Source organism: Streptomyces sp. NPDC042259 (assembly GCF_055582085.1).
In genome coordinates, this window is record NZ_JBVJDW010000004.1 from 636,107 (window position 1) to 661,185 (window position 25,079).

Annotated in this window: 24 protein-coding genes; 17 read left to right on the forward strand and 7 right to left on the reverse strand. The window is 73.4% G+C overall.

The window, feature by feature from the left end; genetic code table 11:
• The first annotated feature begins 88 nt into the window (after nt 1-88).
• The 4 genes from ACZ6MA_RS15115 (at nt 89) to ACZ6MA_RS15130 (ending at nt 3,367) form a co-directional block, all read left to right on the forward strand.
• Entirely contained in the window at nt 89-685 is a 597-nt protein-coding gene (locus tag ACZ6MA_RS15115; protein ID WP_469433938.1) for a suppressor of fused domain protein, read from the forward strand.
• 166 nt (nt 686-851) lie between these two features.
• The gene (locus ACZ6MA_RS15120) at nt 852-1,502 is read left to right on the forward strand and encodes a DUF6758 family protein (protein ID WP_469433939.1); all 651 of its coding nucleotides are present in this window, start codon (nt 852-854) and stop codon (nt 1,500-1,502) included.
• A gap of 221 nt (nt 1,503-1,723) precedes the next feature.
• On the forward strand, nt 1,724-2,599 hold the full coding sequence (locus ACZ6MA_RS15125) for a PHP domain-containing protein (RefSeq protein WP_469433941.1): 876 nt from the start codon (nt 1,724-1,726) through the stop codon (nt 2,597-2,599).
• Nucleotides 2,600-2,761: 162 nt separating this feature from the next.
• Nucleotides 2,762-3,367, forward strand: coding sequence for a MarC family protein (locus ACZ6MA_RS15130; RefSeq protein ID WP_469433943.1), 606 nt, complete (start codon nt 2,762-2,764; stop codon nt 3,365-3,367).
• 98 nt (nt 3,368-3,465) lie between these two features.
• Here the strand turns inward: ACZ6MA_RS15130 and ACZ6MA_RS15135 are convergent, their stop codons facing one another.
• The gene (locus ACZ6MA_RS15135) at nt 3,466-3,618 is read right to left on the reverse strand and encodes a hypothetical protein (RefSeq protein ID WP_469433945.1); all 153 of its coding nucleotides are present in this window, start codon (nt 3,616-3,618) and stop codon (nt 3,466-3,468) included.
• Between the two features lie 219 nt (nt 3,619-3,837).
• On the opposite strand from ACZ6MA_RS15135, the gene ACZ6MA_RS15140 reads away from it, so the two are divergent.
• The gene (locus ACZ6MA_RS15140) at nt 3,838-4,788 is read left to right on the forward strand and encodes an NYN domain-containing protein (protein ID WP_469433946.1); all 951 of its coding nucleotides are present in this window, start codon (nt 3,838-3,840) and stop codon (nt 4,786-4,788) included.
• Between the two features lie 207 nt (nt 4,789-4,995).
• The gene (locus tag ACZ6MA_RS15145) at nt 4,996-5,778 is read left to right on the forward strand and encodes a VOC family protein (RefSeq protein WP_469433947.1); all 783 of its coding nucleotides are present in this window, start codon (nt 4,996-4,998) and stop codon (nt 5,776-5,778) included.
• A 188-nt stretch (nt 5,779-5,966) separates the two neighbouring features.
• Here ACZ6MA_RS15145 and ACZ6MA_RS15150 read toward each other — a convergent pair whose 3' ends face one another.
• Nucleotides 5,967-6,821, reverse strand: coding sequence for an alpha/beta fold hydrolase (locus tag ACZ6MA_RS15150; RefSeq protein WP_469433949.1), 855 nt, complete (start codon nt 6,819-6,821; stop codon nt 5,967-5,969).
• Between the two features lie 100 nt (nt 6,822-6,921).
• On the opposite strand from ACZ6MA_RS15150, the gene ACZ6MA_RS15155 reads away from it, so the two are divergent.
• A complete protein-coding gene (locus tag ACZ6MA_RS15155) occupies nt 6,922-7,689 on the forward strand; it encodes an SDR family oxidoreductase (protein ID WP_469433951.1) in 768 nt (255 codons plus the stop codon).
• A 78-nt stretch (nt 7,690-7,767) separates the two neighbouring features.
• Here the strand turns inward: ACZ6MA_RS15155 and ACZ6MA_RS15160 are convergent, their stop codons facing one another.
• Nucleotides 7,768-10,425, reverse strand: coding sequence for a DEAD/DEAH box helicase (locus ACZ6MA_RS15160; RefSeq protein ID WP_469434127.1), 2,658 nt, complete (start codon nt 10,423-10,425; stop codon nt 7,768-7,770).
• A gap of 518 nt (nt 10,426-10,943) precedes the next feature.
• Between ACZ6MA_RS15160 and ACZ6MA_RS15165 the strand changes: the two genes are divergently transcribed.
• Nucleotides 10,944-11,687, forward strand: coding sequence for a ferritin-like fold-containing protein (locus ACZ6MA_RS15165; RefSeq protein WP_469433952.1), 744 nt, complete (start codon nt 10,944-10,946; stop codon nt 11,685-11,687).
• Nucleotides 11,688-11,858: 171 nt separating this feature from the next.
• Here the strand turns inward: ACZ6MA_RS15165 and ACZ6MA_RS15170 are convergent, their stop codons facing one another.
• From ACZ6MA_RS15170 to ACZ6MA_RS15185, 4 genes are all read right to left on the reverse strand, one after another.
• Nucleotides 11,859-12,140, reverse strand: coding sequence for a hypothetical protein (locus ACZ6MA_RS15170; RefSeq protein WP_469433953.1), 282 nt, complete (start codon nt 12,138-12,140; stop codon nt 11,859-11,861).
• A gap of 215 nt (nt 12,141-12,355) precedes the next feature.
• The gene (locus ACZ6MA_RS15175) at nt 12,356-12,583 is read right to left on the reverse strand and encodes a DUF3107 domain-containing protein (RefSeq protein WP_469139257.1); all 228 of its coding nucleotides are present in this window, start codon (nt 12,581-12,583) and stop codon (nt 12,356-12,358) included.
• 185 nt (nt 12,584-12,768) lie between these two features.
• Complete coding sequence (locus ACZ6MA_RS15180) at nt 12,769-13,404, reverse strand: TetR/AcrR family transcriptional regulator (RefSeq protein ID WP_469139258.1); 636 nt, start codon at nt 13,402-13,404, stop codon at nt 12,769-12,771.
• Between the two features lie 190 nt (nt 13,405-13,594).
• A complete protein-coding gene (locus tag ACZ6MA_RS15185) occupies nt 13,595-13,813 on the reverse strand; it encodes a hypothetical protein (protein ID WP_469433956.1) in 219 nt (72 codons plus the stop codon).
• 213 nt (nt 13,814-14,026) lie between these two features.
• Between ACZ6MA_RS15185 and ACZ6MA_RS15190 the strand changes: the two genes are divergently transcribed.
• The 9 genes from ACZ6MA_RS15190 to ACZ6MA_RS15230 all read left to right on the forward strand — a co-directional run bounded on the left by ACZ6MA_RS15190 (nt 14,027) and on the right by ACZ6MA_RS15230 (nt 25,052).
• Complete coding sequence (locus ACZ6MA_RS15190) at nt 14,027-15,013, forward strand: alpha/beta fold hydrolase (protein ID WP_469433957.1); 987 nt, start codon at nt 14,027-14,029, stop codon at nt 15,011-15,013.
• A 364-nt stretch (nt 15,014-15,377) separates the two neighbouring features.
• On the forward strand, nt 15,378-16,358 hold the full coding sequence (locus tag ACZ6MA_RS15195; RefSeq protein ID WP_469433959.1) for a DUF3152 domain-containing protein: 981 nt from the start codon (nt 15,378-15,380) through the stop codon (nt 16,356-16,358).
• 129 nt (nt 16,359-16,487) lie between these two features.
• The gene (locus ACZ6MA_RS15200) at nt 16,488-16,580 is read left to right on the forward strand and encodes an Ms4533A family Cys-rich leader peptide (protein WP_311775271.1); all 93 of its coding nucleotides are present in this window, start codon (nt 16,488-16,490) and stop codon (nt 16,578-16,580) included.
• A 145-nt stretch (nt 16,581-16,725) separates the two neighbouring features.
• Nucleotides 16,726-18,453, forward strand: a complete 1,728-nt coding sequence (locus ACZ6MA_RS15205; RefSeq protein ID WP_469433961.1) for an ABC transporter substrate-binding protein — start codon at nt 16,726-16,728, stop codon at nt 18,451-18,453.
• Nucleotides 18,450-19,451: an ABC transporter permease gene (locus ACZ6MA_RS15210; protein WP_469433963.1), complete on the forward strand. Its 1,002-nt coding sequence runs from the start codon at nt 18,450-18,452 to the stop codon at nt 19,449-19,451. The genes ACZ6MA_RS15205 and ACZ6MA_RS15210 overlap by 4 nt, the downstream gene beginning before the upstream one ends.
• Complete coding sequence (locus ACZ6MA_RS15215; RefSeq protein ID WP_469433964.1) at nt 19,448-20,437, forward strand: ABC transporter permease; 990 nt, start codon at nt 19,448-19,450, stop codon at nt 20,435-20,437. The genes ACZ6MA_RS15210 and ACZ6MA_RS15215 overlap by 4 nt, the downstream gene beginning before the upstream one ends.
• On the forward strand, nt 20,434-22,068 hold the full coding sequence (locus tag ACZ6MA_RS15220) for an ABC transporter ATP-binding protein (RefSeq protein ID WP_469433965.1): 1,635 nt from the start codon (nt 20,434-20,436) through the stop codon (nt 22,066-22,068). Before ACZ6MA_RS15215 ends, ACZ6MA_RS15220 begins: the two co-directional genes overlap by 4 nt.
• Nucleotides 22,069-22,236: 168 nt before the next feature.
• Nucleotides 22,237-23,877 (forward strand): DUF3492 domain-containing protein, encoded by a 1,641-nt coding sequence (locus tag ACZ6MA_RS15225; RefSeq protein WP_469433967.1) that lies wholly within the window; start codon nt 22,237-22,239, stop codon nt 23,875-23,877.
• Nucleotides 23,874-25,052: a hypothetical protein gene (locus tag ACZ6MA_RS15230; protein WP_469433968.1), complete on the forward strand. Its 1,179-nt coding sequence runs from the start codon at nt 23,874-23,876 to the stop codon at nt 25,050-25,052. The genes ACZ6MA_RS15225 and ACZ6MA_RS15230 overlap by 4 nt, the downstream gene beginning before the upstream one ends.
• The last annotated feature ends 27 nt before the right edge of the window (nt 25,053-25,079 follow it).

The following is a 25,079-nucleotide window of genomic DNA, read 5'->3' on the forward strand; positions in this document are numbered from 1 at the left end:
AATTCCCTGACCAGAGGTCAAGGCTAGCAGCCGTGTGACACGCCGGACCCCGCCTTTGCCCGTTCGATACGCGTTCTATGCTCGCTGCATGTCAGACGTTCTCGCACTGGTCGAGGCCCGGCTGCGTACGGCCCTGGGCGAGCCGGACGCACGCGCCGCGGTCACCTTCCTGGGCACGGACCGCATCGAGGTCCTCCGCTTCACCGCTTCCGACGGCGGCGGCGAGGTCGTCCGCTATGCCACCCTCGGGATGTCCGCCCAGCCGATGGCCGATCCCACGGCCACCCTCGTCGATCCGCTGCGCGGCCCCCGCGCCGAGCTGCTCCTCACCGTCCACAAAGGCCGGGCCGACACCGACAAGGTGCTGCGTCCGCTGGCCGTGCTCGCCGCGTCCCCGCAGGTGGAGGGCGTCATCGTGGCGCCGGGCGCCTCGCTGGACACCGGTGAGCCGCTGTGGCCGGGGGCGCCCTTCACCTCCGTGCTCGTCGCCGGGTCCGGAGGCCTGGTCGAGGATCTGGAGCTGGACGAGCCCAGGGAACCGGTCCGCTTCCTCCCCCTGCTGCCGATGACGCCCAACGAGGCGGCGTGGAAGCGGGTCCAGGGCGCGTCGGCCCTGGAGGAGCGCTGGCTGCGGCACGGCACGGATCTGCGTGATCCGCTGCGCGCCGGGGTCCCGCTGGACTGACCGCGGCCGCCGTGGGGCGCGCGGCGGCTTCCGTGCCCCGCCGCCGTGCCGGATGTGACGCGGACGGGGCCGGAGCGACCGGGCACCGGGATGAATCCGCCATGACTCCGCCCGGACGGGTGATCGTCCTTGACGCGGGGCCGACCGCGGAGGACCGTTGGACCCTATGAGGGGCGAACCCAGTTGCCCGAAGTGCGGTGGCCGGGTGCGGGCGCCCGGTCTCTTCGCCGACTCCTGGCAGTGCGGCGTGCACGGAGCTGTGCACCCCTTGCAGCCCGTCGTCCCGCCGAGCGTCGAAGCGCTGGCCGTCGTGGTCAACCGGGCCCGGGTGCCGGTGTGGATGCCCTGGCCCCTGCCGGTGGGCTGGCTCTTCACCGGCGTGGCCTGCGCGGGTGACGACCGCAGCGGCGGGCGGGCCACCGCCGTGGCCTGTTCCGGGCCCGGGCCGCTGGGCGGCCCCGGTGAGCTGCTGCTCGTCGCCGAGGAGCTGGGCGTCGGCCTCGGCGCGCGGTACGCGGGCATCGACGGCCCGGATCCCGGCCCCCATATGTGCGTGGACCGGCCGCCGGACTCCAAGGTGCACGCCGCCGGCCGTCCCACCCCCCTCTGGCACGTCGAGGGCGCGCCGCACGACCGGGCCGTGTTCGCGGGCGAGGCGCGCGGGCTGTGGCTGTGGGCCGTCGTCTGGCCGGAGCGCTCGGGGCTGCTGATGTACGACGAGCTGGTGCTCACGGATCTGCGCGACGCGGGCGCGGAGGTCGACCTGCTGCCGTGCGGCGCGCTCTCGCCGCGCATCCTGACCCCGGGCCCCCAATGAGACCCGTGCCGTCCGCGCTGTCCCGGCCGTCCGGGCTGTCCGTGCCGCCCGCGCCGAGCCGTCCGGCGGGGTGACCCTGACGTGCGTGCGGGCGTCAGATGGCCGTAAGCGATCACGCATGATCCTTGACCGGGCCGGACCCGGTCGTATTCAGGCCGTATTCAAACGACGGCTATCCTGAACCGGTCCTGTCCATACCGCTTGCCGTGGGGAGCCGTGTCGTGCGCATCGATCTGCACACCCACTCCACGGCCTCGGACGGTACGGACACCCCCGCCGAGCTGGTCCGCAACGCGGCCGCCGCCGGGCTGGACGTCGTCGCGCTGACCGACCACGACGGGGTCGGCGGACACGCGGAGGCCATCGCGGCCCTCCCCGCGGGGCTGACCCTGGTCACCGGCGCCGAACTCTCCTGCCGACTGGCCCCCTCCCCGTCCGGGGAGGCCGCCGTCGGCCTGCACATGCTGGCCTACCTCTTCGACCCGCTGGAGCCGGAGCTGGCCCGCGAGCGCGAGCTGGTGCGCGACGACCGGGTGCCCCGCGCGCGCGGCATGGTCGCCAAGCTCCGTGAGCTGGGCGTGCCGGTCACCTGGGAGCGGGTGGCGGAGCTGGCCGCCGGCGGGGCCGTGGGGCGGCCGCACGTGGCCAGCGCCATGGTCGAACTCGGCGTGATCGACACCGTCTCCGACGCCTTCACCTCCGACTGGCTGGCCAACGACGGCCGTGCCTACGTCGACAAGCACGAACTCGACCCCTTCGACGCCATCCGGCTGGTCAAGGCCGCCGGCGGGGTCACCGTCCTCGCGCACCCGCTGGCCGCCCGGCGCGGCCGGTGCGTGTCGGAGAGCGCGATAGCCGCCCTGGCCTCGGCCGGCCTGGACGGCATCGAGATCGACCACATGGACCACGACGAGCCCACCCGCGCCCGGCTGCGCGGCCTGGCCGCCGACCTCGGTCTGCTGACCACCGGTTCCAGCGACTACCACGGCAGCCGCAAGACCTGCCGGCTCGGCGAGTACACGACCGACCCGGAGATCTACGGCGAGATCACGCGCCGCGCGACGGGCGCGTTCCCCGTTCCCGGCGCGGGCGGCTGACCCACCCCGGGTTCCGCCGGCTCCCACGGCCGCCCTCCGCCTTCGCGGGCTCCGCCACGGACGACGTGTCCGTATGCCCGTACCCACCCCTACGCCCTCGGCATCCGCGCTCCCGCGCGCTCCCCACCTCCCCGCTCGCACCACTCCCGCAAGGCCCTCACTGTGTTCGACATCGCTGTCTTCGGATCCCTCTTCCTCACGCTTTTCGTGATCATGGATCCGCCCGGCATCACGCCGATCTTCCTCGCCCTCACCTCCGGCCGTCCCGCCAAGATCCAGAAGAAGATGGCCTGGCAGGCGGCGGCGGTCGCCTTCTGCGTCATCGCCGTGTTCGGCATCTGCGGCCAGCAGATCCTGGACTATCTGCACATCACGACGCCCGCGCTGATGATCGCCGGTGGTCTGCTCCTGCTGCTCATCGCCCTGGACCTGCTGACGGGCAAGTCGGAGGAGCCGACGCAGACCAAGGACGTCAACGTCGCGCTCGTGCCGCTGGGCATGCCGCTGCTCGCCGGCCCCGGTGCGATCGTCTCGGTGATCCTCGCGGTGCAGCACGCGGACGGTTTCGCCGCGCAGGTGTCGGTGTGGACCGCGATCGCCGCGATGCACCTCGTGCTCTGGCTCGTGATGCGTTACTCGCTGCTGATCATCCGGGTCATCAAGGACGGCGGCGTGGTGCTCGTGACGCGGCTCGCGGGCATGATGCTCTCCGCGCTCGCCGTGCAGCAGATCATCAACGGCATCACCCAGGTCATCCACGGCACCTGAGGCCCGGCCGGACTGCCCCGGAGGCACGACCCGGGCATACGAAACGCCCCCGTACGATCGAGCGTACGGGGGCGTCGGCCGTTGCCGAACGTAAGGCGTTACCGGACCGCGGTGGCGGCCGGGCGGATATAGATGCGCTGGCCGATCTGAGCGGCCTGCTGCACGATCCGGTTGACGGAGGCGGCGTCCACGACGGTGCTGTCCACGGCGGAGCCGTCGACGTCGTCCAGGCGCATGATTTCGAAGCGCAAGGCTTCTCCCTTCGTCTGATCCTCCTGAGGAGAACTTCAGTGAATAGTGACGCGCGCGGCTACAGTGCGGCGCGTTCCATACGTGTCCAACGAGGTGGTGCCTGCAAACATTCCCTACGCTAAGGAAATTTTTAACTTAACTAATTACCGGTCGGTAGCGTGATGGATTGTGTCCGCTGGGTGACCGCCGCGAGCATGAGACGCGACAATGAGATGTGTATGAATGACACGCAGGGCCGCACCGGCCCCCAAGAGCACCCCGGCCCCCTGGACCTCGCCACGATCGCCGCCGGCGTCGAGCGCACGAACGAGCTGCTCACCCGGGTGCTGGCCGAGGTCGCGACGACCCCCTCGACCCACGCGATCTTCGTGGACGCCGGGTACGTCTACGCCGCCGCGGGGCGGCTCGTCACCGGCACCGAGGACCGGCGCACCTTCGATCTCGACGCGGAAGGACTCATCGAGGCCTTCATCGACCGGGCCCGCACGATCTTCCCCGACAGCCGGCTGCTGCGGGTCTACTGGTACGACGGCGCCCGCCGCCGGATCCACACCACCGAACAGCAGAGCATCGCCGAACTCCCCGACGTGAAGGTCCGGCTCGGCAACCTCAACGCCAACAACCAGCAGAAGGGCGTCGACTCCCTCATCCGCACCGACCTCGAATCCCTCGCCCGGCACCGCGCCATCAGCGACGCGGCGCTCATCGGCGGCGACGAGGACCTCGTCTCGGCCGTCGAGGCCGCACAGGGCTACGGGGCGCGCGTCCACCTCTGGGGCATCGAGGCCGCCGGCGGCCGCAACCAGGCCGAGCCGCTCCTGTGGGAGGTCGACAGCCAGCGCACCTTCGACCTCGACTTCTGCAAGCCGTACGTGACCCGCCGCGCCGTCTACGAGCCCTTCGGCGACGCCCCCGTCCACCAGGGCCCCGCCCCCACCCGCGACGACGTGCGGTTCGTCGGCGCCCGGGTCGCCGCCCAGTGGCTCGGCTCGCGCGGCCGGGCCACGCTCGCCGAGCTGCTGCCCGGCCACCCCTATCTGCCCGGCTCCGTCGACCAGGAGCTGCTGGTGGAGGCGGAGGCGCTGCTCGGCCTGTCACTGCGCGGCCACGCGGATCTGCGCCGGGCGCTGCGGGACGGCTTCTGGGACCATCTGCGCACCCAGTACTGAACGACGGCCGCCGGGCGGGCGTCGTACGGTCGTACGTAGGGCCCACTGCCCGGCGACATCACCGGGCGCGCCCGCGCGTGCCGGAATGCGCGCGGGGGACACGAGTGGAACCCTGACAAGGGGTAACCCTGACCAAGGGGTGGTCGCGGACGTCGCGGCCGGCCCCGACCGTCGGCGAAGTGCGGAAGAGAAACGAGGCGATCGGCCATGTCGGCCTCCGACCGTGCGGGGCGCGGGGCGCCCTGCTGGGTGAGCCTGCTGACCAGCAACCTCAGCGCGGCACAGGACTTCTACAGTGCGGTGATGGGCTGGACCTTCCGGCCCGGCTCCCTGGGCGAGGACTTCTCCGTGGCGCTCGCGGACGGGAAGCCGGTCGCCGGTCTCGGCAACGTCGCCAAGTCCATGGGCGTCCCCGTCTCCTGGACCTCCTACTTCGCCGTCGACGACGCCGATGTGGTGGCGGCGCGGATCCGTGAGCGCGGTGCGACGGTCGCGGTCGGGCCGATCGCCGTCGGGCGCGGCCGCGCGGCGCTGGCGGCGGATCCGGCGGGGGCCGTGTTCGGATTCTGGGAGGGCACGCTCCTGCCCGGCTGGCACATCGGCAGCGGCAGCGCCCCGGCCTGGCTGGAACTGCGCACCCGGGACGCCTTCGCCGCCGCCATGTTCTACGGCGAGGTCTTCGAATGGGCCACGGACCGGCCGGGCCGGATCGAGGTCCGCTACGAGGACGAGGCGGTCATGGTGCTGGCAGGCGAGCAGACGGTGGCCTGTCTGCGCGGCGGCGGCGTCGAGGCGGCCCCCGATCCCCGGGTCCGGCCGCGCTGGCACGTCTACTTCTGCGTCGACGACGTCGAGAAGGCCGTGGAGGCGGCCCTCGCCGCCGGCGGAACGGTCGCCGCCGAGCCCGGCCGCTCGTCGGTGGGCCGCGAGGCGACGCTGCGGGACCCGGAGGGCGGTCTCTTCACGGTGACGGCGCAGGCCGAGTGCTAGGGCGGGGCCCGCACCACCGCTGCGCGGCGGTGCCCTCAAGCGCCGGACGGGCTGCTGGGCTCTGTCCTCAAGCGCCGGACGGGCTTGGTTTCAAGCCCGTCCGGCGCTTGAGGACGCGCCCGCAGGGCGCTGGCCGCCGCAGGCGGCAATGACAGCGCAATGACGGCGCGCCCGCGGCGGCACCGCGTTCAGTCCGCGGTGCCCCAGAAGCGGATGAGAGCTTCAGCCGTGGCGGCCGGGCGTTCGGCGTTGGGGGAGTGGCCCGCGCCCTGGACGACCGTGCGCACCGCCGACAGTTCCTTGGCCATCGCGTCGATCGACGGCACCGGCCAGGCATAGTCCAGCGCCCCGGAGACCACGTGCTTGGGCAGCGCCACTTCCGCCAGCTCCGACGTGCGGTCCGGCTCGCTGATCAACTGGCGCCCGGTGACGATGAGTTGCTGCGGGGCCGTGCCCATCCAGCGCCGGTGCAGAAAGGCGTCCAGCTCCGGCGACGCGTCCTCGGCGGGGCCGTTCTCCGCGTCCACCCGCCGCATCTCCTGCCAGACGGCCTCCATGTCCAGCGTGGTCAGGGCGTGGATCAGCATCCGGGTCCGGTCCTGCTGCACCGCGGAGATCGCGGCGGGGCCACAGCTCATGACGGTGAGCGAGCGGAACGGCGACGCGTCCGCGAGCACGGCGGCGCGGGTGATCAGCCCGCCCAGGGAGTGTCCGAGCAGATGGACGTCACCGCCCAGCGCGGCCGCCTGCGCGAGCACGTCCAGGGCCAGTTCGCCCTGCTCGTACGCGCCCTCCTCGCGCGGACCGTCGCTCTCGTGCTGCCCCCGGCCGTCGACGGCCACCGCCCGGTACCCGGCGGCCGCGAGGGGCTCCAGCAGGGCGATGAAGTCCTCCTTGCCACCGGTGAAGCCCGGTACGAGCAACACCGTGCCGCGCGGGCGCGAGGCCGGGCGCGCGTCGTGCACGGCGAACTCCCCGCGCGAGGTGGCCAGGCGGTACGCGCGTGCACACGCGGGGAGGGTGAGGAAGGGCGGACGGCTCATGGCACGAGGCTAACGCGACGTCCGATGGCCGCCGGAACCGCGGGCTCGCGACGACGACGATCGGGTTATGTCCTTGAAAGTCGAATCATCGGAGAACGCAGTGAACACGGCAGACACGGCGCACACGGCACGGGCGCTCGACGGCAAGGTGGCCCTCGTGACCGGCGGCAGCCGGGGGATCGGCGCGGCCGTCGCACTCCGGCTCGCGCGGGACGGCGCGGATGTGGCGTTCACCTACCAGCACAGCGCGGAGCGGGCGGCGGAACTCGTCGCCACGATCACGGCCCTGGGCCGCCGGGCCACGGCCGTGCGGGCCGACGCGGCCGACGGGGCGGCGGCGCGGGAAGCGGTGGAGCGGGTCGTCGCGGAGTTCGGACGGCTGGACATCCTGGTCAACAACGCCGGTGCCGGGGCGGTGGGTCCGATCGGGGAGATGAGCCCGGCGGACGTCGACCACATCCTCGCGGTCAACGTCCGGGGCTCCTTCCTGACGGCCCAGGCCGCGGTCGCGCACCTGGGCGAGGGCGGGCGGATCGTGACGGTCGGCAGTTGCATGGCCGAACGGGTCGCCTTCCCCGGAGCGTCGCTGTACGCGATGAGCAAGGCGGCCCTCACCGGCCTGACCAAGGCTCTCGCCCGGGAACTCGGGCCCCGGGGCATCACGGCCAACATCGTGCACCCCGGCCCCGTCGACACCGATATGAATCCGGCAGACGGTCCGTCCGCCGCCACCCAGGCCGCCCTGACCGCGGTGGGCCGCTACGGCCGGCCCGAGGAGATAGCCGACACGATCGCCCACTTGGCGGGCCCGTCGGGGGCGTACATCACGGGCGCGTCCGTCGCCGTGGACGGGGGCTTCGCGGCCTGACCCCGATACGGCCCCGGCCCCGGGTACACCAACGGCCGGTCACCCCGCGTGGGGTGACCGGCCGTCGGTGGTGGTGCGTCAGCCTTCGGTGGTGACCTTGGGCTTGGTGGTGCGCGTGCGCTTCGGCTTGGCCGGGGCCTCGTCCGTCACCTCGGCCGCGGGCTTCGCGGCGCGGGTGCGCTTCGGCTTCGCCTCGGCGGCCGGGGCGGCCTCGGGCTCGGCGGCGACGGCCTTCTTGGCGCGGGTGCGCTTGGGCTTGGCCTCGGTGGCTTCGGCCGTCTCGGCGACGGCGTCGGCGGCCGGGGCGACGGCCTTCTTGGCGCGGGTGCGCTTGGGCTTGGCCTCGGCGGCCTCGGCCGTGTCGACCACGGCTTCGGCCTTCGCGGCGGCGGCCTTCGTGGTGCGAGTGCGCTTCGGCTTGGCCTCGGCAGCCGGCTCGGCGGCCTCGGCCTCGGCGGCGACGGCCTTCTTGGCCCGCGTGCGCTTGGGCTTGGCCTCGGTGGCTTCGACCGTCTCGGCGACGGCGTCGGCGGCCGGGGCGACGGCCTTCTTCGCGCGGGTGCGCTTCGGCTTGGCCTCGGCGGCCTCCTCGGCCACGGGGGCCTCGGTGACGGCGGCGGTCTCGACCGGGGCGACGGCCTTCGTGGCGCGGGTGCGCTTCGGCTTGACCGGGGCGGCCTCCGCGACCTCGGCCACCTCCGCGGCCGGGGCGGCGACGGTCTCCACCGCGGCCTCGGCCTTCTTCGCGCGGGTGCGCTTCGGCTTGACCGGGGCGGCCTCGGCAGCCTCGGCGACCGGGGCCGTCTCCAGGACGGGCTCGGCGGCGACGGCCTTCTTGGCGCGGGTGCGCTTCGGCTTGGCCTCGGCGACCTCCTCGGCCACAGGAGTCTCGACGACGGCGGCGGTCTCGACCGGGGCGGCGGCCTTCTTCGCCCGGGTGCGACGGACCGGCTTGGCCGGGGCGGCCTCTACGGCCGGGGCCGGGGCGACCGTCTGGAAGTCGGCCTCGGGCGCGGCCACGACGGCCTTACGGGCCCGGGTCCGCTTCGGGGCGACGGGGAGCGCCTCGGTGGCCTGAGCCGGAATGACCGAGGTGGCGGCCGCCGCGACAACGGTCTGGACCGTCTGGAAGTCGGGCTCGGGGGCCTTCCGCACGGCCTCCAGCGGCGCCAGCGGCGCGAGGGCGCCCTGCGGCCGGCTGCCACGCGTACGGCGACGGCGCTGCTGACGGTCGGGCTGCTGCTCCGGCGCCGGTGCCTTGGCGGCCGGGGCGTCGGTGGCCGGCGCCTCGCTCGTCACGGGCGCGACGGCGGCCGGGGAGCCGGAGCCGTTACGGGTGCGACGGCGACGGCGCGGCTTCGCGGGCGTCTCCGGAGCGGACTGCTCCACAGCGGTCCCGGTCGGCGCCGGGGCGGCCGCCTCGGCGACCGGGTCCGAGCCACCGCGGGTGCGACGACGCTGACGGGGCGTGCGGGTACGCTCCGGGCGCTCCTCGGCCACCGGCGCGGACGCCTGCTTCGGACCCCGGCCGCGACCGCGGCCACCGGTCTCGCCGAGGTCCTCGATCTCCTCGGCCGCGAGCCCGGCACGGGTCCGCTCGGAACGCGGCAGGATGCCCTTGGTGCCGGCCGGAATGCCCAGCAGCTCGTAGAGGTGCGGGGAGGTGGAGTACGTCTCCTCCGGCTCGTCGAACGGCAGGTCGAGCGCCTTGTTGATCAGCTTCCAGCGCGGGATGTCGTCCCAGTCGACCAGGGTGATCGCCGTACCCGACTTGCCCGCGCGGCCGGTGCGGCCGATGCGGTGCAGGTAGGTCTTCTCGTCCTCGGGCGTCTGGTAGTTGATCACGTGGGTGACGTTGTCGACGTCGATGCCGCGGGCCGCGACGTCGGTGCAGACCAGGACGTCGACCTTGCCGTTGCGGAAGGCGCGCAGCGCCTGCTCGCGGGCGCCCTGGCCGAGGTCGCCGTGGACCGCGCCGGAGGCGAAGCCGCGGCGGGCGAGCTGGTCGGCGATGTCCGCCGCCGTCCGCTTCGTCCGGCAGAAGATCATCGCGAGCGCGCGGCCGTCCGACTGGAGGATGCGCGAGACCATCTCCGGCTTGTCCATGTTGTGGGCGCGGAAGACGTGCTGCGTGATGTTGGCGACGGTCTGGCCCTCGTCGTCCGGCGCGGTGGCGCGGATGTGCGTGGGCTGCGACATGTAGCGGCGCGCGAGGTTGATGACCGCGCCCGGCATGGTCGCCGAGAACAGCATCGTCTGGCGCTTGGCCGGCAGCATCGTGATGATCCGCTCGACGTCGGGCAGGAAGCCCAGGTCGAGCATCTCGTCGGCCTCGTCCAGGACGAGGGCCTTCACGTGCGAGAGGTCGAGCTTGCGCTGGCCGGCCAGGTCGAGCAGCCGGCCGGGGGTGCCGACGATCACGTCGACGCCCTTCTTCAGCGCCTCGACCTGCGGCTCGTAGGCCCGGCCGCCGTAGATCGCCAGGACCCGCACATTGCGGACCTTGCCGGCGGTGAGGAGGTCGTTGGTGACCTGCTGGCACAGCTCGCGGGTGGGGACGACCACGAGGGCCTGCGGGGCGTCGGTCAGCTGCTCGGGCTTGGCCCGGCCCGACTCGATGTCGGCGGGCACGATGACGCGCTCCAGCAGGGGCAGGCCGAAGCCCAGCGTCTTGCCGGTGCCGGTCTTGGCCTGGCCGATGACGTCGGAGCCCGACAGGGCCACCGGGAGCGTCATCTCCTGGATCGGGAAGGGGTGCACGATGCCGACGGCTTCGAGGGCTTCGGCGATTTCGGGGAGAATCCCGAGGTCTCGGAAAGTGGGCTGAGATGTCAGCGGATTGCCTCTTCTGTGAGACGCGGCGTGAGGCGGCGAAGGGGGTCGTACGTACCGCGCCGGGGTACTGCCCGGCCTGGGGAAGCCGGAAAGCGCGGGACCACTGCCTTCGCTCGAGCTCTCGTGCCGCGAGCGGATCCCTCCAGATGTGCGTACGTCTCGCACGCACCGCGCGGAGGGCGGTCGGTTTTGTGGAAGCCGATCGGGCCACCGACCGGGCATCCGCTGGAACTCCGGGGACCGGTGAGTGACGTCTCCAGAGGACACAGCATTGGAACAGCCCACCGAATACTCGGCAGGCGCATTACCACTGTACCCCGGAAACGCGCATGTGTGTCCGGACAATCCTTCGGACGGATGGGGATGAAGTGGCTGACCAGGGCCTTCCCCCTGTAGCGGAGCGGGCTAGGGTGCCTTCCATGGAGACGCCCGACAAGGCCAACGAGCCCGCCGACGAAGAAGCACTGACCGGAATCGCCGCCCAGGACTGGGCCCAGGCCTCCGCCGCCCCGCAGTACCGCGCCGCGGTCGTGGACCTGCTGGGCGCCCTCGCCTACGGCGAGCTGGCCGCCTTCGAGCGGCTCGCGGAGGACGCCAAGCTGGCGCCGACGCTCGACGACAAGGCCGAGCTGGCCAAGATGGCCGCCGCCGAGTTCCAGCACTTCCAGCGGCTGCGCGACCGGCTCGCCGCGATCGACGTGGAGCCGACCGGCGCGATGCAGCCCTTCGCGGCGGCGCTGGACGAGTTCCACCGCCAGACGGCGCCCTCGGACTGGCTGGAGGGCCTGGTCAAGGCGTACGTCGGCGACTCGATCGCCAGCGACTTCTACCGCGAGGTGGCGGCCCGGCTGGACTCCGACACCCGCGCCCTGGTGCTGACCGTGCTGGACGACACCGGTCACGCGACCTTCGCGGTGGAGAAGGTCCGGGCCGCGATCGAGGCCGAGCCCCGGGTCGGCGGCCGGCTGGCGCTGTGGGCCCGGCGGCTCATGGGCGAGGCGCTCTCGCAGGCGCAGCGCGTGGTCGCCGAGCGCGACTCGCTCTCCACGATGCTGGTCGGCGGGGTGGCCGACGGCTTCGACCTCGCGGAGGTCGGAAAGATGTTCTCCCGCATCACCGAGGCGCACACCAAGCGGATGGCCGCGCTCGGCCTGGCCGCCTAGGTCGTGTCGGGAACGTAGCGCCGTACGCCCGGAGGGCGTGGCCCGGTGCGTTTGGTGCGTCCGTGCCAGGCGTCGCGGGCCGGGTGGGACGTGGCGCGCACGCCCTGGCGGCGGCGCGCTCCCCCGGCGCACGGGTGCCGGCCGGGGCGCGGGAATCCGGGCGCGCTCGCTTCAAGCGGTGGCTGATCGGCGGGGCGCCCGGCCCGCCGGGCGCAGCAGCAGGGACTGCAGGGCGACGGCCACGCAGAGGGAGGCGACCAGGGTGGCCACCGCGTGGCCGGACCCGAGGACCGAGTGGGTCAGCAGGGCACCGAAGAGCGCGGAGACCGGTCCGGTGGACAGCGCCAGGAGCCGGGACCGGAACTGCCCGTAACGGCTGGGCAGCCAGCGCAGGGCTCCGTAGGAGACGGCGAGGCCGATGAGGACCGAGCCGAGCGCTTCCCAGAGGATCATGGTCACTTCCCTCCCGTGCGGGGCCGAGGAGCAGGTGCAAATCGGTCGTAGCGGTCTTACCCCATGCCCGTCCGTGGCAATCCTCGCCCCGGACGCCGGGCCGGGTGCGACGGCGCGTACGACGACGGGTGTCGCGGCGGGTACGACGAACGGCGGGGCCCCGGTGAATTCCGCACCGGGGCCCCGCCGTTCGTCACTGCCGTCCGACTGCGGACTCAGAGCGTGCTGAAACCGACCCTGCGGACGGTCGGCTCGCCGAGCTCCACGTACGCCAGTCGCTCAGAGGGCACCAGGACCTTGCGGCCGTGGTCGTCCACCAGGCTCAGCAGCGGCGTCTTGCCGCCGAGGGCGTCGGCGACCAGGCGCTCGACCTCTTCGGCAGACTGCCCGCTCTCCAGAACGATCTCGCGGGGTGCGTGCTGCACGCCGATCTTGACCTCCACGGCTTATGTCCCTCCGAAGATGTGGGTTCCCCCGTGCCGGAGCCCGGGGGAGGGGTGCGCGGTCAGCCGCGCCGTACCTGCCACACACTAGCCCGGTACGGCCACGAGCCGAGCCGGTCTCCGCTCGCTCGCAGCGAACAGGGCGAATCGCCGAAGACCGGCCGGGGCCGTCCCGGAGTCCCGCCTCAGAGTTCCGGGGCGTTCTTCGGGAAGCCCGCGATGCCGCGCCACGCCAGCGAGGTCAGCAGCTGGACGGCCGTCTCGCGCGGGACCGCGCTCTCGCTGGAGAGCCAGTAGCGGGCGACGACCTGGGAGACGCCGCCGAGGCCCACGGCCAGCAGCATGGCCTCGTCCTTCGACAGCCCGGTGTCCTCCGCGATGACCTCGCTGATGGCCGTCGCGCACTCCAGGGAGACCTTGTCGACCCGCTCGCGCACGGCCGGCTCGTTGGTCAGGTCCGACTCGAAGACGAGCCGGAAGGCCCCGCCCTCGTCCTCCACGTACGCGAAGTAGGCGTCCATGGTGGCCGCCACGCGCAGTTTGTTGTCCGAGGTGGAGGCCAGTGCGGTGCGCACCGCGTGCAGCAGGGCCTCGCAGTGCTGGTCCAGCAGGGCGAGGTAGAGGTCCAGCTTGCCGGGGAAGTGCTGGTACAGCACCGGCTTGCTGACGCCGGCGCGCTCGGCGATGTCGTCCATCGCCGCCGCGTGGTACCCCTGCGCCACGAAGACCTCCTGGGCCGCGCCCAGGAGCTGATTGCGTCGGGCTCGGCGCGGCAGGCGCGTGCCTCGCGGGCGCGCCTCGGTCTGCTCGATGGCTGTCACGCCGCCTCCCATGATTGTTCCGTGCACGGTGTGCACCGCGCCCGCCATCGTACTTTTGGGTAACCGGGCCGTGCGTGGTCGGAGCGGAGAATTTCACGGAGCGGACGCTGTCGGAAGCCGACAAATAGCCGACAATCGGTGCAGGTCACCTCAGGTGACCCCGGGTTACCCGGCGGGACCGCGGTCGCGGTCACCGGTAGTCGTCCTCGTCCTCCTCCACGATCCGGGCCTGTTCCAGGAGGTCCGCCTCGTTGGCGGAGTCGGGTCCGGAGGGCGGTGGCGACTCGTCCCGGCGGGGGGCGAGGTCCGCGCGTTGCTCCGCGGCGTCGGCCTCCGGTGCCTCGACATCGAATTCCGTGACGTCCTCGTCGTCCTCGAACGTCGCGGGGTCGGACGGGTCGATGGTCATACGGCGCCTCTTTCCCGGTCTGCCTGATCGAGCCTTGTCGTTCGCGCTGTCCCGTGTGTGCTGCCCGTGCTGTCCCCGGCCGCCGTCCCGTGCCGAAACGGGCCCCGCGCGGCCTTGCGGTTACGAGCCTAGGAGAGGCGGCAGCCGACCGCCAGACGATCTGTGACGGCCGCCACAGGGGGCCGGGCGTGATCGTCTCGTAACATTGCCCGCATGTCATCGACCCAGTCGCCGGACGCCCGCGCCGTACCCGTGGTGCCACCCACGCGGTCCTCGCAGGTCAGCGAGGGCGAGGAAGTGCGCACGGTGTCCCTGGCCGGGGCCACGCTGGCCGTGCGCTCCCGGCCCGCCGCGCGGCCGGGGCTGGCGCCCGCGCTCTTCGTCCACGGACTCGGTGGTTCCTCGCAGAACTGGTCCGCGCTCATGGAGCGGCTCGCGGACACGGTCGACGGCGAGGCGCTGGACCTGCCGGGCTTCGGGGAATCGCCCCCGCCGGACAACGGCGACTACTCCATCACCGGGCACGCACGCGTGGTCATCCGCCATCTCGACGCGGCCGACCGCGGCCCGGTCCACCTGATCGGCAATTCGATGGGCGGCGCCGTCGCCACCCGCGTCGCCGCCGTCCGGCCGGACCTCGTCCGCACCCTCACCCTCGTCTCGCCCGCCCTGCCCGAGCTCCGCCCGCAGCGCACGGCCGTGCCGACCGGGCTGCTCGCGGTGCCGGGCGTCGTCTCGCTCTTCGCCCGCATGACCAAGGACTGGACGCCCGAGCGGCGCACCCGCGAGGTGCTGGCGCTCTGTTACGGCGACCCCGCGCGGGTGTCGCCGGAAGGTTTCGCCCTGGCCGTCGCGGAGTACGAGCGCCGACTCGCGCTGCCCTACTTCTGGGACGTCATGGCGCGCTCGGCCCGCGGCATCGTCGACGCGTACACCCTCGGTGGCCAGCATTCGCTGTGGCGGCAGGCGGAGAAGGTCCTTGCCCCTACGCTGCTCGTGTACGGAACACGCGACCTGCTCGTCTCCTACCGCATGGCACACCGCGCGGCCAAGGCTTTCCGCGACTCGCGGCTCCTGACGCTGCTGGACGCGGGCCACGTCGCCATGATGGAGGATCCGGACGCGGTGGCCCGTGCCTTCCGCGAACTCCTCGCGGACACCGCGAACACGTCTGAACGGAGCGCCCCGCCCCGTGGGTAAACACAGCGCACGCACCCCCCGGGCCGCACAGGAGGCCGCGGCACCGGCCGCCCCCGGCACGGGGCGCAGGCGCGCACCGGCCGGCCAGGGCCCGCCGGCCCCGCGCTCGGGGGCACCGGGCCGGGCCGGCCAGGGGGACGTCGCGGGTCCGGCGGACCACCGTGCGGACCCCGCGGGTGAGGCCATCCGGCCGTCCGCCAGGAGCGGGCATCCCGCCCCGGCGGAGCGGGGCCTCGGCTGGGGATTCATCGGCCCGCAGCGGGGGGAAACCCCCCAAAGCCCGGGGCGCGGGCATGCTCCGCCCGAGGATGGCTCCTCGGCCTCCGAGGCCTATGGCCATGGATCTTCCGGGCATGATCCAGATGTGTATGAGACTTCCGGGTACGGCCCCTCCGGCCAGGCTTCCGCTCCGGCCGCCGCCTACGTTCCCCCGGCGTACGTCCCGTCCGGGGACTACGGCTGTGACGACCCCGACCGGACGCCGCTGCCCACGCCGCGCGGCACGGGCGGCGGTGGCGACCGGCGGGTCGCCGTGGCGAGATCCGGCGGCCCGGCGCGGACGGTGACCGGCGTGGCCGCCGCCGTGGTCACGGCGGTGCTGGCCGTCGTCGTCGGCGGTCAGGTCGAGGACACCGCGGACGTCAAGGCCCAGGCGCGGTCCGCGGATGTCGAGCGGCACCGCTCGGACGCCGCCTCGCGCTCCGACAGCCGGCCCACGCCGAACGGCGGCGCGGCCCTGCCGCTCTCCTACGGCCAAAAGATGGCGAAGAAGTTCCCGCTGGACGCGAAGGCCAAGGCGTCCGGCACGTTCGAGCCCGTCGGCGGCCTCGACCGGGGCCCCGGTACGGGTGAAGTCCTGCGTTACCGCGTTGACGTGGAAAAGGGGCTGCCGCTCGACGGGGCGCTCTTCGCCGAGGCCGTGCACAAGACCCTCAACGACGACCGCAGCTGGGGCCACGGCGGCAAGCGGACGTTCGAGCGCGTCTCCTCCGGGAAGGCCGACTTCGTGGTCACCCTGGCCAGCCCCGGCACGACGCACGTGTGGTGCGCCAAGTCGGATCTGGACACCACCGAGGACAACGTCTCCTGCGACTCCGCCGCGACCGACCGCGTGATGATCAACGCCTATCGGTGGGCGCAGGGCGCACAGACGTACGGCGACCGGATGTACGCCTACCGGCAGATGCTGATCAACCACGAGGTCGGGCACCGCCTCGGGCACGACCACGAGTTCTGCGCGAAGCAGGGCGCCCTCGCGCCGGTGATGATGCAGCAGACCAAGTTCCTGACCACGGACGGCGTGACGTGCCGCCCCAATGCCTGGCCCTTCCCCGAAGAGGACTGAGAAGAGTCGAGGTGGGCCGGGGGGCGGGAAGACCGAGGCTCCCCTTGCCCATCCCATTCCCTGAGACATCTGGTCTCTGATCCTGAGACATCTTTGCCAGTGGCCGAAAATTCGTTCAATGTTCTGGCCATGTCGCACCACCACGCCTCCGAGATCGCCGGCTTCGAGCTGGCGCTGATCGGCGTGGCCGCGCACGCAGTCGCCGACATCCTCTGTCGCTGAGACCGCCCTTCCCCCGCGTGCTTCCGCGCCGCCCTTCGGGGCCGCGCCCGCCGGGGGCGGTCCGTGCGCCGTGCGCCCTTCCCGACCGCCTTCCGTGGGTGCATTCCGCTCTCTTTTCTCGCTTCCGCGAAAGGCATACCCCGTCATGCGTCACATGTCCGTCATATCCCGCCGCGTGGCCGCGGCCGCCGTCAGTGTGGTCCTGATCGGAGGCGCGGCGGCGTGCGGCCCGGAGGGCGGCGACGGCGCCGACGGCGACGGCGGCGCCCAGGGCTCCGCGAAGAAGGGCGGCACCCTCACCGTCCTCAACCGGCAGCCGCAGAAGCAGTTCGACCCCGCCCGCCTCTACACCTCCGGCGGCGGCAACATCCCCTCGCTCGTCTTCCGCACCCTCACCACCCGCAACCGGGAGAACGGCGCCGAGGGCACCAAGGTCGTCCCCGACCTCGCCACCGGCATCGGCACCCCGAGCGACGACGCCAAGACCTGGACGTACACGCTCAAGGACGGGCTGACGTACGAGGACGGCTCGCCCATCACCTCCGCCGACGTCAAGTACGGCGTCGAGCGCTCCTTCGCGGCCGAACTCTCCGGCAGCGCCCCCTACTTGCGCGACTGGCTGATCGGCGGCGACACCTACCAGGGCCCGTACAAGGAGAAGAAGGGCCTCGACTCGATCGAGACGCCCGACGCGAAGACCATCGTCTTCAAGCTGAAGAAGTCCGAGGGCGACTTCCCCTACTTCGCCACCTCCACCCAGTTCGCACCCGTGCCCAAGGCGAAGGACACCGGCGCCAAGTACGCGGAGCACCCGGTCTCCTCCGGCCCGTACAAGGTCGTGAAGAACGTCGGCGACGGCGAGCAGCTGGTGCTGGAACGCAACACCCACTGGTCGGAGGAGACCGACAGGGAGCGGCACGCCTACCCCGACCGGATCGAGGTCAAGTCCGGTCTCTCCCCGGCGGTCATCAACCAGCGCCTCTCCAGCGGCCAGGGCGCGGACGCCGCCGCCGTGACCACCGACACCAACCTCGGCCCCGCCGAACTCGCCCAGGTCAGCGGCGACAAGAAGCTCGCCGCCCGGGTCGGCACCGGCCACTTCGGGTACACCAACTACCTGGCCTTCAACCCCAAGGCGAAGCCCTTCGACGACCCGAAGGTGCGCGAGGCCGTCGCCTACGCGGTCAACCGCACGAGCGTGGTGAACGCGGCGGGCGGCTCCTCGCTGGCCGAGCCGGCGACGACCTTCCTGCCGAACCAGAAGTCCTTCGGCTTCACGCCGTACGACCACTTCCCGGCGGGGAAGACCGGCAACGCGGCCAAGGCCAGGGAACTGCTGAAGGAGGCCGGTCACGAGGACGGCCTGGAGATCACCCTGACGCACTCCACCGCCCAGGACTTCGAGACCAGCCCCGAGATCGCCACCGCCGTCCAGGCCGCGCTCAAGGAGGCCGGGATCAAGGTCAAGCTCGAGGGCCTGGAGACCAACGACTACGAGGAGAAGACCCACAGCCTCGACAAGCAGCCGGCCCTCTTCCTCGCCCACTGGGGTGCCGACTGGCCCTCCGGCGGCCCCTTCCTCGCGCCGGTCTTCGACGGCCGGCAGATCGTCAAGGAGGGTGCGGGCAACTACAACGCCTCCCGCCTCGACGAGCCCGAGGTCAACGACGAGATCGACGCGATCAACAAGATCACCGACCATGACGCAGCCGCCGCGCGCTGGGGCGCCCTCGACCGCAAGATCGGCGAGCGGGTGCTGACCGTGCCGCTGTTCCACCCGGTCTACAAGCGCCTCTACGGCAAGAGCGTCAAGAACGTCGTCATCAGCGACTGGACCGGTGTCCTCGATGTCTCGCAGGTCGCGGTCAAATGACGGACCTCCTCATCACCTCGGAACCGGAGGCGGGGACCGCCCCCGCCTCCGGCGCCCGGCAGGTCTGGCGGCGGCTGACCGCGCGCAAGTCCGCGGTCGCGGCCGCCGCCGTGCTGGGCCTGCTCGTCCTCCTCGCCCTCGGCGCACCCCTGCTGGCCGCGCTGGAGGGCCAGGACCCGAACACCTACCACGACACGCTCGTCGACTCCGCGCGCGGCGGAGTACCGCTCGGCGACTTCGGCGGCATCAGCGCCGAGCACTGGCTCGGCGTCGAACCGGGCACCGGCCGCGACGTGTTCGTACGGCTCCTCTACGGTGCCCGCGTCTCCCTGCTCGTCGCCCTCGGCGCCACCGTCGTCCAGGTGCTCATCGGCCTCGTGGTCGGCCTGGCCGCGGCGCTCGGCAACCGGTTCGTCGACAGCGCGCTCAGCCACCTCACCGATGTGATGGTCGCGATGCCGCTGCTCGTCTTCGCCATCGCGCTGATGGCCGTCGTGCCCGCGGACTTCCCGCGGCCGGTACTGCTGGTCTTCGCCATCGGCCTGCTCGCCTGGGGCCCCACGGCGCGGCTCGTGCGCGGTCAGACGCTGAGCCTGAAGAAGCTCGACTACGTCTCGGCCGCCCGGCTCACGGGCGGTTCGACCTGGCGCGTCGCACGGCGCGAGCTGCTGCCCGCACTCGCCGCGCCCGTCATCACCTACGCGGCCGTCCTGCTGCCGAGCAACATCGTCATCGAGGCGAGCATGTCCTTCCTCGGCGTGGGCGTGAAACCGCCGACGCCCTCCTGGGGGCAGATGCTCTCCAATGCCACCACCTGGTTCCGCGCGGACCCCGCGTACGTCCTGCTGCCGGCCCTGCTGCTGTTCGTCACCACGCTCGCCTTCACCGTGCTCGCGGACGGGGTGCGCGTCGCGCTCGACCCGCGCGAGGCGTCCCGGCTGCGGGTCGGCAGAGGGCGGCGCGAGTCCCGCAAGGCCCGCCCGGGAGGCACGGCGTGATCACCTACTTCCTGCGCCGCGCCCTGGGCGCGGTCGCCGTCGTCCTCGTCCTCTCGGCCGTCGTCTACGTGACGTTCTACGTCGCACCCGGCGACCCCGCCCGCCTCGCCTGCGGCCCGCGCTGCAACCCCGAGCAGATCCGGCAGGTCCGCGAGCAACTCGCGCTGGACGACCCCCTCCTGCTCCAGTACTGGCACTTCCTGCAGGGCGTGTTCACCGGCCGCGACTACTCCACCGGTGCCGCCGTGCTGCACTGCGACGCCCCCTGCTTCGGCCTGTCGTACCAGAACAACCAGCAGGTCACCGACATGCTCGTGGAGCGGCTGCCCGCCACGGCCTCACTGGCCGTCGGCGCCATGGCCGTCTGGCTCGTGGTGGGCATCGGCACCGGACTGCTGTCCGCGCTGCGGCGCGGCGGGGCGACCGAGCGGATCCTCACCTGGCTCACCCTCGCCGGCACCGCCACCCCGGTCTTCATCAGCGGCCTGGTGCTGCTGATGGTCTTCTGCGCGTACCTGGAATGGCTGCCCTTCCCGTCCTACGTGCCGCTGACCGAGGACCCCGAGCAGTGGGCCTGGAACATGCTGCTGCCCTGGGTGGCGCTCGGCCTGTTCGAATCCGCCAAGTACGCGCGCCTGACCCGCAGCTCCACGCTGGAGACGCTGGCCGAGGACCACATCCGTACCTTCCGCGCCTACGGTGTGCCCGAGCGCTCGCTCGTCGCGCGGCACGCCCTGCGGGGCGCGCTGGCCCCGGTCATCGCCCTGACCGCCGCCGACTTCGGGTCGATCTTCGGCGGCGCGGTGCTGACCGAGACGATGTTCGGCCTGCCCGGCATCGGCCAGCTCCTGGTGCGCGCCACCCAGACCATCGACCTGCCGGTCGTCGTGGCCGTCGTGGTGCTCACCGGTGCCGCCGTCGTGATCGCCAACATCGTGGCGGACGTGCTCTACGCCGTCGCCGACCGAAGGGTGGCCCTGCGATGACCGCCGACCTCCAGCCCCTGGTGTCCGTGGCGGACCTCTCCGTCGCCTTCCCCACCGGGGACGGCACCGTACGGGCCGTCGACGGCCTGTCCTTCGAACTCGCCCCCGGCGGGGCGCTCGCCATCGTCGGCGAGTCCGGTTCGGGCAAGAGCACCGCCGCGTACGCCCTGCTCGGACTGCACCGGGGTACGGGCGCCGAGGTCACCGGCTCGGTCCGGGTCGCCGGCCACGACGTGACGGCCGCGGACGACGCCGAACTGCGCCGGGTACGCGGCGGGGTGGCGGCCATGGTCTTCCAGGACCCGCTCTCCTCCCTCGACCCCTACCAGGCCGTCGGCGACCAGATCGCCGAGGTCTACCGCCTGCACCGCCCCGGCGCCTCCCGGCGGGACGCCCGGGCCCGGGCGGCCGAGGTGCTCGACCGGGTCGGCATCCCGGACGCGGCCCGCCGCGCCCGCTCCCGCCCGCACGAGTTCAGCGGCGGCATGCGCCAGCGCGCCCTCATCGCCATGGCGCTCGCCTGCGAGCCCCGCCTCCTCGTCGCCGACGAGCCCACCACCGCCCTCGACGTCACCGTCCAGGCCCAGATCCTCGACCTGCTGCGCGATCTGCGCGCGGAGACCGGCATGGGCCTGCTCCTGGTCACCCACGACCTGGGCGTGGCGGCCGGCAGCGTCGACGACCTGCTGGTGATGAAGAACGGCCGCGCGGTCGAGCGCGGCCCCGTCCGCGCGCTGCTGGGCGCGCCGCGCGAGACGTACACGCGCGACCTGCTGGCGGCCGTGCCCCGGGTGAACGTACGCCGGACGGCCCTGCCCGCACCGCCTGTGGACACCCGCCCCGACGATCCCGTCCTGCTCGAAGCCACCGGCCTGCGCCGGGAATTCGGGCGCGGCAAGCGGGCCGTCACCGCCGTGGACGGGGTGTCGCTGACCGTACGGGCCGGGGAGACGGTCGGTGTGGTCGGCGAGTCCGGGAGCGGCAAGACGACCCTCGGCCGGATGCTGGTGCGGCTGCTGGAACCCACCGGCGGAGAGCTGCGCTACCGGGGCCGTGAGATCGGCACCCTGCGCGAGCGGGAGCTGCGGTCCTTCCGCAGCGAGCTGCAAATGGTCTTCCAGGACCCGGTCTCCTCGCTCAACCCCCGGCGCAGCGTGGGCGAGTCGATCGCCGACCCGCTGCGGGCCGCCGGGAAGCTGGACGACGGACAGATCGTCGCGCGGGTGCGGGAACTGCTGGAGCGGGTGGGGCTCGGCCCCGGCGCGTACCACCGCTATCCGCACGAGTTCAGCGGCGGCCAGCGACAGCGCGTGGGCATCGCCCGGGCGCTCGCGCCCGAGCCCAGGCTGATCGTCTGCGACGAGCCCGTCTCCGCCCTGGACGTCACCACCCAGGCCCAGGTCGTACGGCTGCTCGGCGAACTGCAGCGCGACCTGGGGCTGGCGCTCGTGTTCATCGCGCACGACCTCGCCGTGGTGCGGCAGGTCAGCGACCGGCTGGTGGTGATGCGCGGCGGGCGGATCGTCGAGGAGGGCCCCGCCGACACCGTCTACGAGCGGCCCCGGGACCCCTACACCCAGGGCCTGCTGGCGGCCGTACCCGTACTCGAACCGGCGGAAGCCGTCGTCTAGCGCGGAATAACGCCGCATCCCCCGGAAAGTCACGTGCGTTCACCCCTTCCGGTGGCGCGACGGACAACCGTCCATCGCGCCACCGGGGACCGCGCATAGCGTGCTCCCGCTGCCGTTCGGCGGTTGCCGACGTGGCCATCAGGGAGAGACGGGGGTGCGCTCGTGCGCGTGGGACTGCTGACCGAGGGTGGGTACCCGTACACCGCGGGCGGGAGCGGCCGGTGGTGCGAGCGGCTGGTCCGCGGACTCGGCGGGCACGACTTCGAGATCTACGCGCTGAGCCGCGACGCCCGCCAGGAACAGGGCGGCCGGTACGCGCTCCCCGACCACGTGCGGCGGGTGCGGACGGCCCCGCTGTGGGGCGAACCGGCCGCCCGGGCCGGGGGGCGTGCGTACGGCGCGTACGGCAGGCGCGAACGGCGCGCGTTCGACGGGCACTTCGGCGAACTGGTCGCGGCGATCAGCTCGCCGGGCCCCTGCGCGTCACCGGAACTGGCGTACCGTTTCGCCGACGGACTGTACGGTCTCGCCGAGCTGGCCCGCGACGCCGGCGGCCTGGGGGGCGCGCTCCGCTCCGAACAGGCCCTGCGCACACTGGAGAAGGCCTGCCGGGCGCCGGGCGCGCACCCCGCCGCCTACGGCGCCCGCGTCGCCGACCTCCTCCTCGTCTCGGGGCTGCTGGAACGGGTGCTGCGCCCGCTGTCCCTGGACTGGTACGGCGCCTCAGGCGTCGGCGGCGGCGGTGCCGACCGGGGGCTGGCCGGCGTCGACCTGTGCCACGCGACCTCCGGCGGCGCCGCCGCGCTGCCGGGCCTGCTGGCCAAACGCTTCTTCGGGACGCCTCTCCTCGTCACCGAATACGGGTCGCGACTGCGCGCGTATTACCTGCTGGAAGGCGGTGCGGGGCCCGCCGCCGAGACGGCCGGCGCCGGGCTGTCCCGCGCCGCGCGCACCCTGCTCTCCGCCTTCCACCGGCGGCTGGCCGCCGAGATCTACGACGCGGCGGCACTCGTCACCCCCGGCGACGCCCGGGACCGGCGCTGGCAGGAACACTGCGGCGCCGACCCCGAACGGCTGCGCACGGTCCACCCCGGCATCGACCCGGGCCGCTACGAGGCGGTGGGCGAGGGCGTGGGCGAGGCCGGTGCGGCCCGCACCGACGACGGCCGGACCCTGGTGTGGGTGGGAGGCCGCCCCGAACCCGCCCTGTGGCAGGCGCTCGCCGAACTGCGCGAGGCCGAGCCCGACGTCCGCCTCCGCGTCGTCGGCCCCCCGGACCCCGAACCCCCACCGGATTCCGGGCCCGGCGCGGCCCTGGGCCCGGCCGTCACGTTCGAGGAGACCGCCTCCTACGAGGAGGCGGGCGACCCGGACGTCTACGCCTCGGCCAGCGTCGTGATCCTCGCCGGAACCGTGGACGGCTTCCCGGCTCCCCTGGTGGAGGCGATGCTCTGCGGCAGGGCCACGGTCTCGCCCGACATCGCGGCGGTGCGGGACGTCATCGGCGGGACCGGGCCGGTCGTGCCGCCGGGCGACGCCCCGGCCCTCGCCGAAGCCTGCCTGGCGCTGCTGCGCGACCCCGAGCGGCGGGCCCGGCTCGGTGCCGCCGCCCGGGCACGGGCACTCGAACTCTTCACCGTCGAGCGGAACGTGGCCGCGTTCCACGGGATCTACCTCGAAGTCCTCTCCCGCGCCCCGGTGCGGCAGGAAACCCCGGACCCGTCCGTGCCGTTCGCCCACGCGGCCGACGCCCACCCGCCGCTGCCCTGGAGCCGTTCCACCGCACCGACCTGGGCGGGCCGCCCATGACGACCTCCCTCACCGACGACAGCTCCCCGACCGCCGCCGGCATACCCCCAGCCCACGCCGGCCCCGCCGATCCGGTCAAGGCGCTCATCCGACGCCACCACCTGCTGTGTGCCCGCGCCGCGGATCCCTCGGAACTCGCCGCCGCCCTGGAGGCGCGCGGCGTCACCGACCGGGTGGCGGCCGAGTGCCGGCACCGCGACGTGTTCTCCCTGGCGGAAGAGATCCACGCACGCGTGGAGCGCGCGGACGGGCCGCTGCCGATCGAGCCCGCCACCCCGGCGGCCGACGGACCGGACGCCCGCGGCCCCGGCGCGTCCGACCGGAGGGCATACGACCGCAGCCCCTACGGCTGGGGCCTCACGGGCTGGCTCTGCTGCCTCTGGCTCGTCGCCTACGCCCTCGTCGGCGACCGCCTGCTCGTCGCACTGCACGGCGACCACCGGGGCACCGGTCTGCCCGCCCTGCCCACCGTGGCCGCGGGCGCCGTGCCGACCGCCGTCGCGCTGGCCTGCGCCCTCGCCCCGGCGGCCTGGTGCGGCTACTGGTTCGGCATCCGGGCCTGCCGCGCACTCGCGACCAGCCGGGGACTCGCGGAATTCGGGGCCCGGGTACGCCCGCTGCTCCTCGCCGCGGTCGGCGCGTTCCTCGCCCTGCTCCTCGCGCTCCTGTGGGCCGCGCACCGGGCGGTGTCCACGGCCCCGGTCGTCCCGCCCGGCACCCGGCTGGGCGGACCCTTCGCCGCCGCCCTGGAGTCCGCCGGGCAGCTCGCCGCCACCCCGGCGCCCACCACCTGGCCCGCGCTCGGCTACGCCACCGTGGCGGCGCTGGGCACGCTCCTGTTCGTCGGCCGGCTGCTGGCGGCCCACGGCTTCGGCAAGGCGGCCGTGACCGCCCTGCTCGCCGCCTGCGCGGCGGAGGCCGCACCGCTGGGCGTGCTACTCGCGGCCCGGCTGCCCGGGTGCGCGGACCTGGGGTGGCCCGTGGCCCGGGCGGCCGGGGCGTACGGGCCCGCCGTCTTCCCCCTCGTGGCGTGCGCCGTCCCCGCGCTCGCCCTGCTCGCCTACTCCCTCTCCGCCCTGTCCCGCGCCTGCGCCCATGGCCGCGGGGAATTCGCGTACGCGCCGGGTCGCCTCCGCCCGGGCGCCTCCCCCTCGGCCCCCGCGCCGGAGGCATAGGGGGAGGAGCCCTCGCCCGGTGACCCC